This window comes from Enterobacter sp. SORGH_AS_0287 (genome assembly GCF_031453695.1).
Lineage (GTDB): Bacteria > Pseudomonadota > Gammaproteobacteria > Enterobacterales > Enterobacteriaceae > Enterobacter > Enterobacter ludwigii.
In genome coordinates this window covers 1,102,560-1,118,995 of record NZ_JAVIZW010000001.1, presented here as the reverse complement: position 1 = coordinate 1,118,995, position 16,436 = coordinate 1,102,560, and the positions used below count along the sequence as shown (strand labels likewise).

The window sequence follows — 16,436 nt, the reverse complement described above, 5'->3', positions numbered from 1 at the left end:
TCCCTTGCGAATATTAACAATGTATATAGCACAAAGTGCAATAGTGTGTTTCTGTGTGTTTCATGTCCAACAACGATTATCCCGTATAATGAAATAGTTAACCCACTGACTTTAAACAACTGACATTTATATCAAACGCGTAAAAAGACAGAAAATACCGACAATTAACAAAAGAAACTAAAACGGCTGAAAACTATATTGAGGCCAATGGTTTTGTTGAATAATTCATCAAAAAATGCACAAATCACCACCATCTCATTCGTTGCAGCCGCAATTTATCCGATCCGGATCACACTAATTGAAATTATTGCTAATATTTTGAAACTTATTATTGAAACCCTACTACAAGATTCTTAAAAATAGCATGCCATTGATGATTAGCCTCGTTTAGAAATCGTTCAAAGTGGCTCAGGAAATACTGAAGAAAATTATAAGGAATATTTAAGATGAAACTTAAATTAGTTGCAGTGGCAGTGACTTCCATGTTGGCAGCAGGCGTTGTAAACGCGGCTGAAGTTTTTAACAAAGACGGTAACAAACTGGATCTGTACGGCAAAGTAACAGGTCTGCACTATTTCTCTGATGACGCTGGCAACGACGGCGACAAAACCTATGTTCGTCTGGGCTTCAAAGGTGAAACTCAGATCAACGACCAGATGACCGGTTACGGCCAGTGGGAATACGAGTTCAAAGGCAACCGCTCTGAATCTCAGGGTTCTGACGGCAACAAAACCCGTCTGGCATTCGCGGGCCTGAAATTCAACGAATTCGGTTCTTTCGACTACGGTCGTAACTACGGTGTTGCTTACGACATCGGCGCATGGACTGACGTTCTGCCAGAATTCGGTGGTGATACCTGGACTCAGACTGATGGCTTTATGACTGGCCGTACGACTGGCGTTGCAACTTACCGTAACACCGACTTCTTCGGTCTGGTTGATGGCCTGAACGTGGCTGCTCAGTACCAGGGTAAAAACGACCGTAACGACATCACCGAAGCGAACGGTGACGGCTGGGGTCTGTCTTCTACTTATGAATTCGAAGGCTTCGGTGTAGGTGCTACCTACGCGAAATCTGACCGTACTGACCGTCAGGTTGCTGCTGCAAGCAATCTGAATGCAGGCGGCGAAAACGCGGAAGTATGGGCTGCGGGTCTGAAGTACGATGCCAACAACATCTACCTGGCAACCACCTACTCTGAAACCCGTAACATGACCAACTTCGGTAGCGGTTTCATCGCTAACAAAGCGCAGAACTTCGAAGTGGTTGCTCAGTACCAGTTCGACTTCGGTCTGCGTCCATCCATTGCTTACCTGAAATCCAAAGGTAAAGACATTGGTACTTACGGCGACCAGGATCTGGTTGAATACGTTGACGTTGGCGCGAGCTACTACTTCAACAAAAACATGTCTACCTACGTTGATTACAAAATCAACCTGGTTGACGACAGCAGCTTCACTAAAGCAGCTGGCGTTTCTACCGACAACATCGTTGCTGTTGGTCTGACCTACCAGTTCTAAGATTTGTTAGTATAAAAAAGCCAGCCTTCGTGGCTGGCTTTTTTTATTCGGTTTGACTGGCGTAATAAAGGAGCACGCCATGCATATTTTCAAAGGACGCTGCCTGTGTGGGATGAGCCAATTCAGCGTTTCCCTCAACAACTTCGACGTCTATGCCTGCCACTGTACCCAGTGCCAGAAATGGTCGGGGGGAATGGCCATGTATCTGGAAGCGCAGGGTCAACCGCTTGTGGAAGAAGAGTCGATAGCCCCTTCTCATTTCACGTCATCTGCGCGCGGCGAACGCTGGTTTTGTCCCGGATGCGGTTGCCCGCTGTGGTTCACGCTGACCGCACGCTCAACGACGCGCTATTTCATTCCCTGGACACAGCTTGAGATGAGCGAAGACGAACGTCGCCGTCTGATACTTGCCGCTGAAATCTATACAGAAACGCAACCCGCATTCTTTGGCCTGACCGGGCAATACGCGCGCTTTAGTGGCACCGAAATTGAAGCACACGACAAGCGCTGCCTGCTGACTCCCCATGACGCACACTGAGGGTTGCCCGGTTAGCATTGCACCACCGGGCCTGTTTTTTACTGTTTCGGTACGTTTGCCAGGCTAAACCAAATCCCGACCGCCAGCACCAGTAACATTGCGCCGGCACTGCCTAACGCCACGCTGTGTGACGTGATAAAGGCCGTTTTTGCCGCCGCAATTAACGACTCCGCCAGCCCTGGAGTCAGGCTCTGCGCAACGTTCACCGCTTCGCCAATCGATGACGAGGCCTTATCGGCCAGCGTCGCGCTCAGTCCCTGCGGCAGGACAATTGACGCCGAGAAGCTGCGGGTTAACAGCAGACCAAAAATGGCAATGCCCAACCCTGCGCCCAGCTCATAGGACATGGTTTCAATCGCCCCTGCGGCAGCCGCTTTCTCTTTTGGCGCAGCCGCCATAATTGCCGAGGTTGAGGCCAGCAGCGCACTGGCGGCACTGAAGCCCAGCAGCACCATCAGACTCCATGCCTGCCAGTGCTGCGTGCTGAAGTCGAGCAGTGACAGACCGATAAAGCTGACGGCACTCAGCCCCATTCCGCCTGCCGCCACCAGCCGCAGCCCCAGACGACCGACCAGCACACCGGCAATCGGCCCGCTAAACCCGCTGGCGACCATCAGCGGCAGCATAAACATCCCCGCTTCAAACGGCGTAAAGCCATGCACAAACTGCAGCTCCTGGGCCATCAACAGCTCAAACCCCACGAGCGCGATCATGGCGGTCATCGCCATCACGACACCGCTTAAAATAATGCGATGACAGAACAGGCGCATGTCGATCATCGGCACGCGGGCGCGAAGCTGGATCCGCACAAAGATCATCAGCATCACCGCTCCGGTGAGCAGCGTCATTGCCACCAGCCACGGAGAAAGCACCCCTTTGAGCGCGGTTTTCGCGCTGTAGACCAGCAGCAATATCGCCACAATCAGCATGACTGCATGGGCAATATTCAGCGGCTGTTCCGGGCGTCCCTGTTGACGAGGCACCAGACGCGCGGCAAGGGAAACAACGATGACCACGATCGGCACGTTGATCAAAAAGACCGATCCCCAGTAAAAATGCTCCAGCAACATACCGCCAATCAACGGACCAAACGCCGCACCGCCTGAACCGACGGCGGCCCAGACCCCAAGCGCGATGTTGCGATCGCGCGCATTAACGAACAACGTGCGGATCCCCGCAAGCGTGGCCGGGATGATCATCGCCGCCCCAATCGCCAGCGAGGCGCGGGCAGCAATCAGCCATCCTGCTGAAGGCGCAAATGCAGCTGCCAGCGATGACAAGCCAAACAGCGTACTGCCAATTATCAACAACCGTTTAAAACCAATGCGGTCACCCAGCGCGCCCATCGGCAGCACCATCCCCGCCATCACCAGCGAGTATATATCGATGATCCACAATAATTCGTTACCGCTGGCACCCAGCGTCATACTCAACGTCGGCGCCGCTACGTGCAGTACCGTCGCGTCGATCGCCACCGGGATATACACCAGCACGATAATGACTAACGCTAACCACTGACGAAACATAAATTTCCTTTTCTTTTAAATCATGGACACATGTCCAGCTTGCGATCCTACGTAAAGTTGAACGAGTGTCCAGCTTTTTGTTACACTTGTTTCAGTCCCATTAAGAGTGAGTGAAAATGCGATATCTGAGCAAGGATGAAAGGCGGGAAGAGATTTTACAGGCCGCTATGCGCGTGGCGCTCTCTGACGGACTTTCCGCAATGACGGTACGGCGAATTGCCGCCGAAGCCGGCGTCGCCACCGGACAGGTCCACCATCATTTCACCTCTGGCGGGGAGCTAAAATCGCTGGCTTTTGTGCGGTTGATCCGTGAACTGCTGGATGCGGATGTGGTCGGCAAGCAGGCCAGCTGGCGACAGCAGCTGCATGCCATGCTCGGCAGCGATGATGGCCGATTTGAGCCCTATATTCGCCTGTGGCGTGAGGCGCAGATCCTGGCAAGCCGGGATACGGACATCAGGGGTGCATATGTACTGACCATGGAGATGTGGCACCAGGAGACCGTCGCCCTTATCAAAGCAGGCACTGACGCGGGAGATTTTACCCCGGGCGATCGGCCAGAAAATATTGCCTGGCGTTTAATTGGTCTGGTGTGTGGCCTGGACGGCATTTATATATTAGATATCCCAGAGATGGACGACGCTGCCTTTAATAACCATCTTGATAAATTAATCTCTCTGGAATTGTGTTAATACTCACTTATGAGTATTAACAGCCCTCACTTACAATTCGTAACACATTAAGCGAACCCTTATTTCCCCTCCCGGATCAGGGATTCGCTTTTTTATCTATCCTTTCAGATGTATCCCAAACCATCCAATAATTCCAGAAACACACTGTCAGACATCCACCTGTTTTTACTCCATTTTTTCTTTTTATGGTTAAGCAAGAGGGCGACATGTCACAACAAAGTGAGAAGAATAATCCTTATCTGCTGAGCAACTGGAAACCCGAAAACGCGCAATTCTGGGAAAATAAAGGAAAACATATTGCCCGAAGAAATCTTTTAATTTCTGTGGCTTGCCTGTTATTAGCGTTTTGCGTATGGATGTTATTTAGTGCCATTGCGGTCAATCTGAATAAAGTTGGATTTAATTTTTCCACCGACCAGCTTTTTATGCTAACAGCCTTACCCTCCCTGTCCGGTGCGATATTGCGCGTCCCCTACTCGTTTATGGTTCCTCTCTTTGGTGGACGCTACTGGACGGTGTTAAGCACGGTGATCCTGATTGTTCCGTGCGTCTGGTTGGGGATCGCGATTCAGGACACTGCCACTCCCTACTGGATCTTTATCGTCATCGCGCTGCTGTGTGGTTTTGCCGGCGCTAACTTCGCCTCCAGCATGGGCAATATCAGCTTCTTCTTCCCGAAAACGAAACAGGGTAGCGCCCTGGGGATTAACGGCGGGCTGGGGAACCTGGGCGTGAGCGTAATGCAGCTGGTCGCGCCGCTGGTGATCTTCCTGCCCATGTTCACCTTTCTCGGCGTAAACGGCGTGCCGCAGGATGACGGATCAACGATGTGGCTGGCCAATGCCGCGTGGATTTGGGCGCCCCTTCTTTTGCTGGCCACGATTGCGGCGTTTTTCGGCATGAATGACATCGCGAGCTCTAAGGCCACGATTGCCAGCCAGCTACCGGTGTTAAAACGTTTTCACCTGTGGCTCCTGAGCCTCCTCTACCTGGCAACCTTCGGTTCGTTTATCGGTTTTTCAGCAGGCTTCGCCATGCTGTCGAAAACCCAGTTTCCTGACGTCAATATCCTCCATCTGGCTTTCTTTGGTCCACTGATTGGCGCGCTGGCCCGTTCTGCGGGCGGGATGATCTCAGACAAACTCGGCGGCGTACGCGTCACCCTGATTAACTTCGTCTTTATGGCGCTTTTCAGCGCCCTGCTTTTCCTGACGCTTCCCGGTTCCGGGTCGGGCAGTTTTCTCGCCTTCTATCTGGTCTTTATGGGCCTGTTCCTCACCGCCGGACTGGGCAGCGGGTCAACGTTTCAGATGATTGCCATCATTTTCCGCCAAATCACCCTCACCCGCGTGAAGCAACAAGGGGGAAGTGACGAGCAGGCGCAGCATGAAGCAGTGACCGAAACCGCGGCAGCGCTGGGCTTTATCTCCGCCATCGGTGCCGTCGGCGGGTTCTTCATTCCGAAAGCCTTCGGCACGTCGCTGGCCATGACCGGCTCGCCTGTGGGTGCCATGAAAGTTTTTCTCGTGTTTTACATCGTCTGCGTCCTGGTGACCTGGCTGGTTTATGGCCGCAAATCTTCACAACGATAACAATTACACATTCGCCTGAGAGTGGGCAGCCCTCTCCAAAAAGGCTATCGAAGCAGGAGAAATGTCATGAGTAAACTGTTGGATCGCTTTCGCTATTTCAAACAAAAAGGCGACAGCTTCGCCAATGGACACGGGCAGGTGTACAACACCAACCGTGACTGGGAGGACAGCTACCGACAGCGATGGCAGTTCGACAAGATTGTGCGGTCCACCCACGGCGTAAACTGCACGGGCTCCTGTAGCTGGAAAATCTACGTCAAAAACGGCCTGGTTACCTGGGAAACCCAGCAGACCGACTACCCGCGTACCCGCCCCGACCTGCCTAACCACGAGCCGCGCGGCTGCCCGCGCGGTGCAAGTTATTCCTGGTACCTATACAGCGCCAACCGGCTGAAATACCCGCTGGTGCGCCGCACGCTGATCGAACTGTGGCGTGACGCGCTGGCGCAACACAGCGATCCGGTGCTGGCCTGGGATGCCATTCAGAACGATCCGCAGAAGAGCCGGAGCTATAAGCAGGCTCGCGGACACGGCGGATTTATCCGCTCCAGCTGGAAAGAGCTGAACCAGCTGATTGCTGCCGCCAACGTCTGGACCATTAAACACTACGGTCCCGATCGCGTGGCCGGTTTTTCACCGATTCCGGCGATGTCGATGGTCTCGTATGCCGCCGGGACGCGTTATCTCTCTCTGCTGGGCGGCACCTGTCTCAGCTTTTATGACTGGTATTGTGATTTACCGCCCGCCTCGCCCATGACGTGGGGCGAGCAGACCGACGTGCCGGAATCCGCAGACTGGTACAACTCCAGCTACATCATTGCCTGGGGGTCTAACGTTCCGCAGACGCGTACGCCAGATGCCCACTTCTTTACCGAGGTTCGCTACAAAGGCACCAAAACCGTGGCCATCACCCCGGACTTCTCCGAGGTCGCCAAACTGAGCGATCAGTGGCTGGCACCCAAGCAAGGCACCGACAGCGCGCTGGCGATGGCAATGGGCCACGTGATCCTTAAAGAGTTCCATCTCGACAACCCCAGCGAGTACTTCCTCAACTACTGTCGCCGCTACACCGACATGCCGATGCTGGTGCTGCTGGATGAACAGGCCGATGGCCGCGTGGTGCCGGGGCGGATGCTTCGGGCTTCTGATCTCACGGACGGGCTGGGAGAAACCAATAATGTTGAGTGGAAAACCGTCGCCTTTGATATCGCCGGCGATCTGGTGGTGCCGAACGGGTCCATTGGTTTCCGCTGGGGCGAAAAAGGCAAATGGAACCTGGCGCCGCTGGCGGCAGATCATGAAACTGAGCTCACCCTCTCGCTGCTGATTACCCACGACAGCGTGGCAGAGGTGGCATTCCCCTATTTTGGCGGCAATGAAAATCCACACTTCCGTAGCGTCAAGCAGGAGCCGGTCCTGACGCGCCGTGTACCGAGTAAAACCCTGACGCTGGCCGATGGCAGCCAGAAACGGGTGGTCAGCGTCTACGATCTGATTCTCGCTAACTACGGCCTCGATCGTGGTCTGGAAGACAGCAACGCGGCGGGCAGCTATGACCAGATCAAAGCTTACACTCCCGCCTGGGGCGAACAGATCACCGGCGTCCCTGCTTACCTGATAGAGAAAATTGCCCGTGAGTTTGCCGACACGGCGCACAAAACGCACGGCCGGTCGATGATTATCCTCGGTGCCGGGGTGAACCACTGGTACCACATGGACATGAACTACCGCGGGATGATCAACATGCTGGTGTTCTGCGGCTGCGTGGGTCAAAGCGGCGGCGGCTGGTCACACTATGTGGGTCAGGAGAAGTTGCGTCCGCAAACCGGCTGGCTGCCGCTGGCGTTTGCGCTGGACTGGAACCGTCCCCCGCGCCAGATGAACAGTACGTCGTACTTCTACAACCACGCCTGCCAGTGGCGTTATGAGAAACTGACCGCGCAGGAGTTACTCTCTCCGCTGGCGGACGCGACAAAATTCACCGGTCACCTGATCGATTTTAACGTCCGGGCAGAGCGTATGGGCTGGCTGCCCTCGGCGCCGCAGCTAAACCTCAATCCGTTGCACATTAAAGCCCGGGCCGACGCCGCCGGCATGACCCCGCAGGAGTACACCGTGCAGGCATTAAAATCGGGCGATATACGTTTCGCCTGCGAACAGCCTGACAACGGTAAAAACCACCCGCGCAATCTGTTTGTCTGGCGGTCTAACCTGCTCGGCTCTTCGGGGAAAGGTCACGAGTACATGCTCAAATACCTGCTCGGTACCGAAAGCGGCATCCAGGGCGAAGATTTAGGGTCGACGGATGACGTGAAGCCCGAAGAGGTGGAGTGGCAAACTCAGGCCATCGAGGGCAAGCTTGACCTGCTGGTGACGCTCGATTTCCGCATGTCCAGCACCTGCCTGTTCTCCGATATCGTGCTGCCCACCGCGACATGGTATGAAAAAGACGACATGAATACGTCGGATATGCATCCGTTTATTCATCCGCTTTCAGCTGCCGTCGACCCGGCCTGGGAATCCCGCAGCGACTGGGAGATTTACAAAGGTATTGCCAGCGTTTTCTCAGAGGTGTGCGTCGGCCATCTTGGCACCGAAACGGACGTGGTACTGCAGCCGCTGCAGCACGACTCCCCGGGGGAACTGTCACAGCCGTTTGATATTCAGGACTGGCGCAAAGGCGAATGCGATCTCATTCCGGGTAAAACGGCGCCGACGATTGCGGTGGTCGAACGTCATTATCCGGAAACCTACGAGCGCTTTACATCACTCGGCCCGCTGATGGACAAACTCGGCAACGGCGGGAAAGGCATTTCATGGAATACTCAGAGCGAAGTCGATTTCCTTGGCAAGCTGAACTACGTCAAGCTTGATGGCCCGGCAAAAGGACGCCCGCGTATTGAAACGGCGATTGACGCCTCTGAAGTGATCCTCGCCCTCGCCCCTGAAACGAATGGCCAGGTGGCAGTGCGAGCCTGGCAAGCGCTGGGCGAACTGACCGGTCGCGATCACACCCATCTGGCGCTGAACAAAGAAGATGAGAAAATCCGCTTCCGCGATATTCAGGCCCAGCCGCGGAAAATTATCTCCAGCCCCACCTGGTCGGGCCTTGAGAGTGAGCATGTCTCCTATAACGCCGGTTATACCAACGTTCACGAGCTTATTCCCTGGCGCACCCTTTCCGGTCGTCAGCAGCTGTATCAGGACCATCCGTGGATGCGCGCGTTCGGGGAAAGTCTGGTGGCCTATCGCCCACCGATTGATACCCGAAGCGTTAGCCATATGCGCGAAATCCCGCCGAACGGCTTTCCTGAGAAGGCGCTGAACTTCCTGACGCCACACCAGAAATGGGGCATTCACTCGACCTACAGTGAAAACCTGTTGATGCAGACGCTGTCACGCGGGGGGCCTATCGTCTGGATCAGCGAAACCGATGCCAGAGAGTTAGGCATTGAGGATAACGACTGGATCGAAGCCTTCAACGCCAACGGGGCCCTGACCGCCCGGGCAGTGGTGAGCCAGCGCGTCCCGCCGGGCATGACCATGATGTACCACGCGCAGGAACGTATCCTGAATATTCCGGGTTCAGAAGTCACCGGCCGTCGCGGCGGGATCCATAACTCGGTGACGCGCGTCTGTCCCAAACCGACACACATGATTGGCGGCTACGCCCAGCTGGCGTACAGCTTCAACTATTACGGCACCGTCGGCTCTAACCGCGACGAGTTCATCATGATCCGCAAAATGAAAAACATTAACTGGCTGGATGGCGAAGGTCGGGATCAGGTACAGGAGGCGAAATAATGAAAATACGCTCACAGGTTGGAATGGTGCTGAATCTCGACAAATGCATTGGCTGTCACACCTGCTCGGTCACCTGTAAAAACGTCTGGACCGGGCGTGAAGGTATGGAATATGCGTGGTTCAACAACGTTGAAACCAAACCGGGGATTGGCTACCCGAAAAACTGGGAAGATCAGGAGGAGTGGCAAGGCGGCTGGGTACGCGGGATCACCGGCAAGCTGACTCCGCGTCTCGGCGGGCGCGTGGGCGTGCTGTCAAAAATCTTTGCCAACCCGTCCCTGCCCGGCATTGATGATTACTACGAACCCTTCACGTTTGATTACCAGGATCTGCACCGTGCACCACAAGGCGATCACCTCCCGACGGCCCGCCCGCGCTCGCTGATTAGCGGCAAACGGATGGACAAAATTGTTGGCGGCCCGAACTGGGAAGAACTGCTTGGCGGTGAGTTCGAAAAACGCGCCCGCGACCGCAACTTCGACAAGATCCAGAAGGAGATGTACGGACAGTTTGAAAACACCTTCATGATGTACCTGCCGCGCCTGTGTGAACACTGCCTGAACCCGAGCTGCGTGGCCACCTGCCCGAGCGGTGCCATCTACAAGCGTGAAGAAGACGGCATTGTGCTGATTGACCAGGACAAATGCCGTGGCTGGCGCATGTGCATCAGCGGTTGCCCGTACAAGAAAATCTACTTCAACTGGAAAAGCGGAAAGTCGGAGAAATGCATCTTCTGCTACCCACGCATTGAGTCTGGCCAGCCAACCGTCTGTTCGGAGACCTGCGTCGGGCGTATTCGCTATCTGGGCGTGCTGCTGTATGACGCGGATCGCATTGAAGAAGCGGCCAGCACCGAACATGAAACTGACCTCTATGAACGCCAGTGTGACGTATTCCTTGATCCGCATGACCCGGCGGTCATTGAAGAAGCCTTCAAGCAAGGTATTCCGCAGAACGTGATTGACGCCGCCCAGCGTTCCCCGGTTTACAAGATGGCGATGGACTGGAAGCTGGCCCTGCCGCTGCATCCGGAATACCGCACCCTGCCGATGGTCTGGTACGTTCCGCCGCTGTCACCGATCCAGTCTTACGCAGATGCGGGCGGCCTGCCGCTCAACGACGGCGTGTTACCGGCGGTCGAAAGCCTGCGCATACCGGTGCAGTATCTGGCCAACATGCTCAGTGCGGGCGATCCTGCTCCGGTGCTGCGCGCCCTCAAACGCATGATGGCCATGCGTCATTACAAACGCTCTCAGACCGTTGAAGGCGTGACCGATACGCGCGCCATCGAAGAGGTGGGCCTTAGCGTCGAGCAGGTTGAAGAGATGTACCGCTATCTGGCGATTGCCAACTACGAAGATCGTTTCGTGATCCCCACCAGCCACCGCGAAATGGCGCGCGACGCCTTCCCGGAACGCAACGGCTGCGGCTTCTCCTTTGGCGACGGGTGCCACGGTTCCGACACCAAATTCAACCTCTTTAACAGCAGCCGCATTGATGCCATCAACATCACCGAAGTGCGCGACCACGGGGAGGGAGAGTGATGCAGATCCTCAAAATCATCGCCCTGCTGATTGAGTATCCCGATGAAACATTATGGGAAAATCGCGAGGAAGCACTTTCCCTGATAGAGCAGGATCTCCCTGCGTTACTGCCCTTTGCCCGCCAGCATCTGGATGCCGCACTGCTGGATAAGCAGGCCGAATGGTGCGAGGTGTTTGAGCGGGGTCGTGCGACCTCGCTGCTGCTGTTTGAGCACGTTCATGCTGAATCCCGCGATCGCGGCCAGGCGATGGTCGACCTGATGAGCCAGTACGAAAAAGCCGGCCTGCAGCTGGACTGTCGCGAATTGCCGGACTATCTGCCGCTCTACCTGGAGTATCTCAGCCTCGTCACCGACGACGAGGCCCGCGAAGGGCTACAAAACGTTGCGCCGATCCTGGCGCTGATTGGCGGTCGCCTGAAGCAGCGCGGCGTGGCGCATTATCAGCTGTTCGATGCGCTCCTGACGCTCGCAGGCACGCGTCTGACCAGCGACAGCGTGGCGAAACAGGTTTCCACCGAGAAACGGGATGATACCCGCCAGGCGCTGGACGCCGTCTGGGAAGAGGAACAGGTCAAGTTTATCGAGGACAACGCCACATCGTGTGATACCTCACCGATGCAGCAATATCAACGACGCTTTAGCCAGGACGTTGCCCCGCAGTATGTCGACGTCAGTGCGGGAGGCCCAAAATGATCCAGTTTCTGAACGTCTTTTTCTACGATATTTACCCCTACCTGTGTGGCACGGTTTTTCTGGTGGGAAGCTGGCTGCGTTACGATTACGGGCAGTATACCTGGCGCGCCTCCTCCAGCCAGATGCTGGATAAGCGCGGCATGGTGCTGTGGTCAAATCTGTTCCATATCGGGATCCTGGGGATCTTCTTCGGACATCTTTTCGGGATGCTGACGCCGCACTGGGTTTATTCGTGGTTTCTGCCGATGTCGCAGAAACAGCTGATGGCGATGATTCTGGGCGGCGTTTGCGGCGTGCTTACGCTGGTGGGCGGTGCGGGATTATTGATTCGCCGGCTGACGAACCCGCGTATCCGGGCGACCTCCTCCACGGCAGATATCCTGATCCTCTGCATTTTGCTGGTGCAGTGTATTCTTGGGCTCACCACCATTCCGTTCTCCGCGAAATATCCCGACGGCAGCGAGATGCTCAAGCTGGTGGACTGGGCGCAGTCGGTAGTGACCTTCCGCGGTGGCTCGTCCGAACATCTGGCGGGCGTGGCGTTTATCTTCCGTGTCCATCTGGTGCTGGGCATGACCATTTTCCTGATCTTCCCCTTCACCCGACTGGTGCACGTCTGGAGCGCGCCGGTGGAGTATTTAACGCGCAGGTATCAGGTGGTGAGATCGCGCCGCTGAGTGTTGCCGGGTGGCGCTACGCCTGAGCGCAGCGCCACCGGTCTATTTCCCGGCCTGAGGATGTGTATCAAACCCGGCCATCACCGCCGTCAGCGCGTCCAGCGAAAACCCGTGTTTGGGATCGTCAACGCCCAGTCCAAACCGTGACTGCATCACCTGATACAGCGCGTTCGCGTCGGGAAGATGGACCTGCTCTTCCGCATGCCCCTTCTGCCAGTGGGTAAAGTTAAAGTTGGTCAGGGTCAGCTTTCCGCCGTCAGGCAGATGGCGACACATCAACAGATGGTGGCGAAAATGGGATTGCGGCCAGTGCGCCGACCAGAAGTTGCCCATCACGTAATCGCTGAAATACTGTGTTGTCAGATCAAAATGGTACATCGACTGCCAGTGATCGTGGTGGCTGAACTGCAGGATCCAGTCGTTGCCCTCGCTCAGCAAACGGTACAGCCCGTGGGGTGTCTCCTGCTCCTCGTTGGCGAGCAAACGAATCGGCGCCGTCAGGGTCTGTCCGCCAAAACCGACGTCGGCAATCCAGCGCTCGCCGTTGAGTTCAACCAGCAGCAGACGATGCGTACGCGGCGGCATCTGTGGCGGACTGGCTAAGACCACGCGGCCCAGCACGCTGCGAACCGTAAAGCCCACTTCACGCAAAACGCGTTCAAAGAGGCCGTTCTGCTCAAAGCAATAGCCTCCACGACGCGCCGTCACCAGTTTGTCGACCAGGCACTGATCTTCCAGATGGATCTCGCGCGGCATCACGACGTCAATATTCTCGAAGGGGATCGCGCAGTTGTGGTGTAGATGCAGCGCCCGCAGGGTGTCGATGTCAACCTGAACAGGCTGTTGCCAACCCGTACGGGCAAAATAAGCACTCAGAAATGGGGACATGATTCGCTTCCATGATGTGATGTTCCCTGTTTATAAACTATTTTCTGGCCTCCATATGCGCAAAAGTGCTTTTTGCGGGTGCATCTTGATTTCGGCTACCCATCAGACGTTTAATGCCAGCATACCTGCTGAGAGGAATGTTCATGAGCGCGTTTCGTCCCGTTGAATTAAAGCATGCCAGCCGTCTGCTGAACCATGGCCCTACGGTACTGATTACCAGCCGCGATGAGTCTATCGACCGTCGTAACGTCATGGCTGCGGCCTGGTCGATGCCGGTAGAGTTTGAGCCACCGCGTATCGCAATTGTGGTGGACAAAAGCACCTGGTCGCGCGAACTGATTGAGCGCAGCGGAAAGTTCGGTATTGTCATCCCCGGCGTGGCAGCGGCTAACTGGGCTTACGCCGTCGGCAGCGTGAGCGGGCGCGACGAAGACAAGTTCAACTGCTACGGGATCCCGGTTGTGCAAGGTCCGGTACTCGGCCTGCCGGTGATTGAAGAGAAATGCCTGGCGTGGATGGAGTGTCGTTTACTCCCGGTTACCGCAGCTGCCGAAAAATACGATACGCTGTTTGGTGAGGTTGTTTCGGCAGCCGCAGATGAACGCGCGTTTGTCGCCGGACGCTGGCAGTTTGACGGCGATAAGCTGAACACCCTGCATCATCTGGGGGCCGGGACGTTTGTGACCAGTGGGAAAATGGTAAAGGCGCTGGAAAAATAGCCTATAAAAAAAGCCCTCTCCGCGAGGGAAAGGGCTTTTAAATTACTTCGCGCGCCGTGCAATAATTTCATCCGCAACATTACGCGGTGCTTCCGCGAAATGATGGAATTCCATCGTGTAGGTCGCGCGGCCTTGCGACATCGAACGCAGCGTCGTGGCATAGCCAAACATCTCCGCCAGCGGCACATCCGCGCGAATAATCTGGCTACCGTACTGCTCTTCCATTCCCTGTACCATGCCGCGGCGGGAAGAGAGATCGCCCATGATGTTGCCGGCGTACTCTTCCGGTGTTTCCACCTCGACATGCATGACCGGTTCAAGAATCACCGGGTCCGCTTTGCGAGCGCCCTCTTTAAAGCCGAGGATCGCCGCCATGCGGAACGCCATTTCCGAGGAGTCGACCTCGTGATAGGAGCCAAACGTCAGGGTCGCTTTCACATCGACAACCGGATACCCCGCCAGGACACCGCTGTTCATGGCTTCGCGCAGGCCTTTCTCCACAGACGGAATATACTCGCGCGGGACAACGCCGCCCTTGGTGGCATCTTCAAATACAAAACCACTGCCGGGCTCTAACGGCGCCAGACTGAGCACCACATGGCCGTACTGCCCTTTACCGCCGGACTGTCGGACAAATTTCCCTTCGATATCCTTCACCGCTTTACGCAGGGTTTCACGGTACGTGACCTGTGGGCGACCAATGTTCGCCTCAACGCCGAACTCACGCCTCATGCGGTCAACGATAATCTCAAGATGTAACTCACCCATCCCGGAGATAATTGTCTGGCCGGACTCTTCATCGGTGTGCAGACGAAACGAAGGGTCTTCTGCTGCCAGGCGCTGCAATGCAATGCCCATTTTCTCCTGATCGCCTTTGGTTTTCGGCTCGATCGCAAGCGAGATAACCGGGTCCGGAAACTCCATCCGTTCCAGCGTGATGACGGCATTCGGGTCGGTGAGCGTGTCACCGGTTGTCACATCTTTCAACCCAACGCAGGCCGCGATATCGCCCGCGCGCAACTCATCCACTTCGTGGCGATCGTTAGCATGCATCAGCACGATGCGCCCAATGCGCTCTTTCTTCCCTTTCACCGGGTTGAACACCGCGTCGCCTTTGCGCAGCACGCCAGAGTAAACGCGGATAAAGGTCAGCTGTCCGACGTACGGGTCGCTCATCAGTTTAAAGGCCAGCGCAGAGAACGGCTCGTTGTCGTCTGGATGACGCTCGGCATGCTGCCCATTCTCATCCACACCATCAATGGCGGGCACGTCCAGAGGCGACGGCATCAGTTCAATGACCGCATCGAGCATGCGTTGCACGCCTTTATTTTTAAACGCGCTGCCGCACAGCATCGGCTGGATTTCACCGGAGATGGTCCGCATACGCAGCCCCCTGATGATTTCCGCTTCCTCTAAATCACCCGTTTCCAGGTATTTATCCATCAGCTCATCGCTGGCTTCCGCCGCCGCAGAGACCATTTTTTCCCGCCATTCCTGCGCAGTACTCACTACGTCATCCGGCACAGGAGCATAGGTAAACACCATGCCCTGGGTAGCATCGTCCCACAAAATGGTACGCATTTTGATGAGATCCACCACGCCGGTGAAGTGTTCTTCTGCCCCCACCGGAATAACAATCGGGACTGGATTCGCTTTCAGACGCTCCTGCATCATTCGCACGACGCGGAAGAAGTCCGCACCCGGGCGGTCCATTTTGTTGACGAAGGCCAGCCGCGGGACATGATATTTATTCGCCTGACGCCAGACGGTTTCCGACTGCGGCTGCACGCCACCGACGGAGTCATACACCATGACAGCGCCGTCGAGTACACGCATGGAACGTTCCACCTCAATGGTGAAATCTACGTGGCCCGGGGTGTCAATAATGTTGATCCGGTGCGGTTCAAAGCCCCGGTCCATACCTGGCCAGAAACAGCTGACTGCCGCAGAGGTAATGGTTATCCCGCGCTCTTGCTCCTGTGCCATCCAGTCGGTAGTTGCCGCGCCATCGTGTACTTCACCCAGTTTGTGGCTCATACCGGTATAAAACAGGATGCGCTCGGTGGTGGTCGTTTTACCGGCATCGATATGCGCGGAGATACCGATGTTGCGATAACGTTCGAGAGGGATGGGTCGGGGCATAATATTTCCTTAGTCATTAAGACTGCGTTGTGACGACCGGGATGGTCGCGTGTTCGTTCGTTTGCTATAATAGTCCTATTGTACGAGTATTATCGAACT

Annotated in this window: 12 protein-coding genes; 9 read left to right on the top strand and 3 right to left on the bottom strand. The window is 55.6% G+C overall.

What is annotated here, in order from left to right; translation table 11 throughout:
• Nucleotides 1-446: 446 nt before the first annotated feature.
• Entirely contained in the window at nucleotides 447-1,520 is a 1,074-nt protein-coding gene (ompD, locus tag QE396_RS05310; protein ID WP_020884056.1) for a porin OmpD, read from the top strand.
• Between the two features lie 79 nt (nucleotides 1,521-1,599).
• Nucleotides 1,600-2,058 (top strand): GFA family protein, encoded by a 459-nt coding sequence (locus QE396_RS05305; protein WP_020884055.1) that lies wholly within the window; start codon nucleotides 1,600-1,602, stop codon nucleotides 2,056-2,058.
• A gap of 38 nt (nucleotides 2,059-2,096) precedes the next feature.
• Here the strand turns inward: QE396_RS05305 and QE396_RS05300 are convergent, their stop codons facing one another.
• Nucleotides 2,097-3,584, bottom strand: a complete 1,488-nt coding sequence (locus QE396_RS05300; protein ID WP_020884054.1) for an MFS transporter — start codon at nucleotides 3,582-3,584, stop codon at nucleotides 2,097-2,099.
• A 116-nt stretch (nucleotides 3,585-3,700) separates the two neighbouring features.
• On the opposite strand from QE396_RS05300, the gene QE396_RS05295 reads away from it, so the two are divergent.
• From QE396_RS05295 to narI, 6 genes are all read left to right on the top strand, one after another.
• On the top strand, nucleotides 3,701-4,276 hold the full coding sequence (locus QE396_RS05295; RefSeq protein ID WP_020884053.1) for a TetR family transcriptional regulator: 576 nt from the start codon (nucleotides 3,701-3,703) through the stop codon (nucleotides 4,274-4,276).
• Nucleotides 4,277-4,482: 206 nt separating this feature from the next.
• Nucleotides 4,483-5,868: a NarK family nitrate/nitrite MFS transporter gene (locus QE396_RS05290; RefSeq protein WP_020884052.1), complete on the top strand. Its 1,386-nt coding sequence runs from the start codon at nucleotides 4,483-4,485 to the stop codon at nucleotides 5,866-5,868.
• 66 nt (nucleotides 5,869-5,934) lie between these two features.
• Nucleotides 5,935-9,672 (top strand): nitrate reductase subunit alpha, encoded by a 3,738-nt coding sequence (locus QE396_RS05285; protein WP_020884051.1) that lies wholly within the window; start codon nucleotides 5,935-5,937, stop codon nucleotides 9,670-9,672.
• A complete protein-coding gene (gene narH / locus QE396_RS05280; RefSeq protein ID WP_020884050.1) occupies nucleotides 9,672-11,216 on the top strand; it encodes a nitrate reductase subunit beta in 1,545 nt (514 codons plus the stop codon). The genes QE396_RS05285 and narH overlap by 1 nt, the downstream gene beginning before the upstream one ends.
• On the top strand, nucleotides 11,216-11,911 hold the full coding sequence (gene narW, locus QE396_RS05275; RefSeq protein ID WP_020884049.1) for a nitrate reductase molybdenum cofactor assembly chaperone: 696 nt from the start codon (nucleotides 11,216-11,218) through the stop codon (nucleotides 11,909-11,911). Before narH ends, narW begins: the two co-directional genes overlap by 1 nt.
• Nucleotides 11,908-12,588, top strand: coding sequence for a respiratory nitrate reductase subunit gamma (gene narI, locus QE396_RS05270; protein WP_014170231.1), 681 nt, complete (start codon nucleotides 11,908-11,910; stop codon nucleotides 12,586-12,588). Before narW ends, narI begins: the two co-directional genes overlap by 4 nt.
• 42 nt (nucleotides 12,589-12,630) lie before the next feature.
• On the opposite strand, the gene nhoA is transcribed toward narI, so the two are convergent.
• Complete coding sequence (nhoA, locus tag QE396_RS05265) at nucleotides 12,631-13,476, bottom strand: N-hydroxyarylamine O-acetyltransferase (protein ID WP_020884048.1); 846 nt, start codon at nucleotides 13,474-13,476, stop codon at nucleotides 12,631-12,633.
• Between the two features lie 143 nt (nucleotides 13,477-13,619).
• Here nhoA and QE396_RS05260 point away from each other — a divergent pair, with 143 nt between their 5' ends.
• Nucleotides 13,620-14,195: a flavin reductase family protein gene (locus tag QE396_RS05260; RefSeq protein WP_020884047.1), complete on the top strand. Its 576-nt coding sequence runs from the start codon at nucleotides 13,620-13,622 to the stop codon at nucleotides 14,193-14,195.
• Between the two features lie 42 nt (nucleotides 14,196-14,237).
• Here QE396_RS05260 and fusA read toward each other — a convergent pair whose 3' ends face one another.
• The gene (fusA, locus tag QE396_RS05255) at nucleotides 14,238-16,337 is read right to left on the bottom strand and encodes an elongation factor G (protein WP_014170234.1); all 2,100 of its coding nucleotides are present in this window, start codon (nucleotides 16,335-16,337) and stop codon (nucleotides 14,238-14,240) included.
• Nucleotides 16,338-16,436 lie beyond the last annotated feature (99 nt).

Coding starts and splice junctions, on each gene's coding strand:
- QE396_RS05305 (WP_020884055.1), top strand. CDS start 1,600: ATGCATATTTTCAAAGGACGCTGCCTGTGTGGGATGAGCCAATTCAGC.
- narW (WP_020884049.1), top strand. CDS start 11,216: ATGCAGATCCTCAAAATCATCGCCCTGCTGATTGAGTATCCCGATGAA.
- narH (WP_020884050.1), top strand. CDS start 9,672: ATGAAAATACGCTCACAGGTTGGAATGGTGCTGAATCTCGACAAATGC.
- QE396_RS05300 (WP_020884054.1), bottom strand. CDS start 3,584: ATGTTTCGTCAGTGGTTAGCGTTAGTCATTATCGTGCTGGTGTATATC.
- QE396_RS05260 (WP_020884047.1), top strand. CDS start 13,620: ATGAGCGCGTTTCGTCCCGTTGAATTAAAGCATGCCAGCCGTCTGCTG.
- ompD (WP_020884056.1), top strand. CDS start 447: ATGAAACTTAAATTAGTTGCAGTGGCAGTGACTTCCATGTTGGCAGCA.
- fusA (WP_014170234.1), bottom strand. CDS start 16,337: ATGCCCCGACCCATCCCTCTCGAACGTTATCGCAACATCGGTATCTCC.
- QE396_RS05290 (WP_020884052.1), top strand. CDS start 4,483: ATGTCACAACAAAGTGAGAAGAATAATCCTTATCTGCTGAGCAACTGG.
- QE396_RS05285 (WP_020884051.1), top strand. CDS start 5,935: ATGAGTAAACTGTTGGATCGCTTTCGCTATTTCAAACAAAAAGGCGAC.
- QE396_RS05295 (WP_020884053.1), top strand. CDS start 3,701: ATGCGATATCTGAGCAAGGATGAAAGGCGGGAAGAGATTTTACAGGCC.
- nhoA (WP_020884048.1), bottom strand. CDS start 13,476: ATGTCCCCATTTCTGAGTGCTTATTTTGCCCGTACGGGTTGGCAACAG.
- narI (WP_014170231.1), top strand. CDS start 11,908: ATGATCCAGTTTCTGAACGTCTTTTTCTACGATATTTACCCCTACCTG.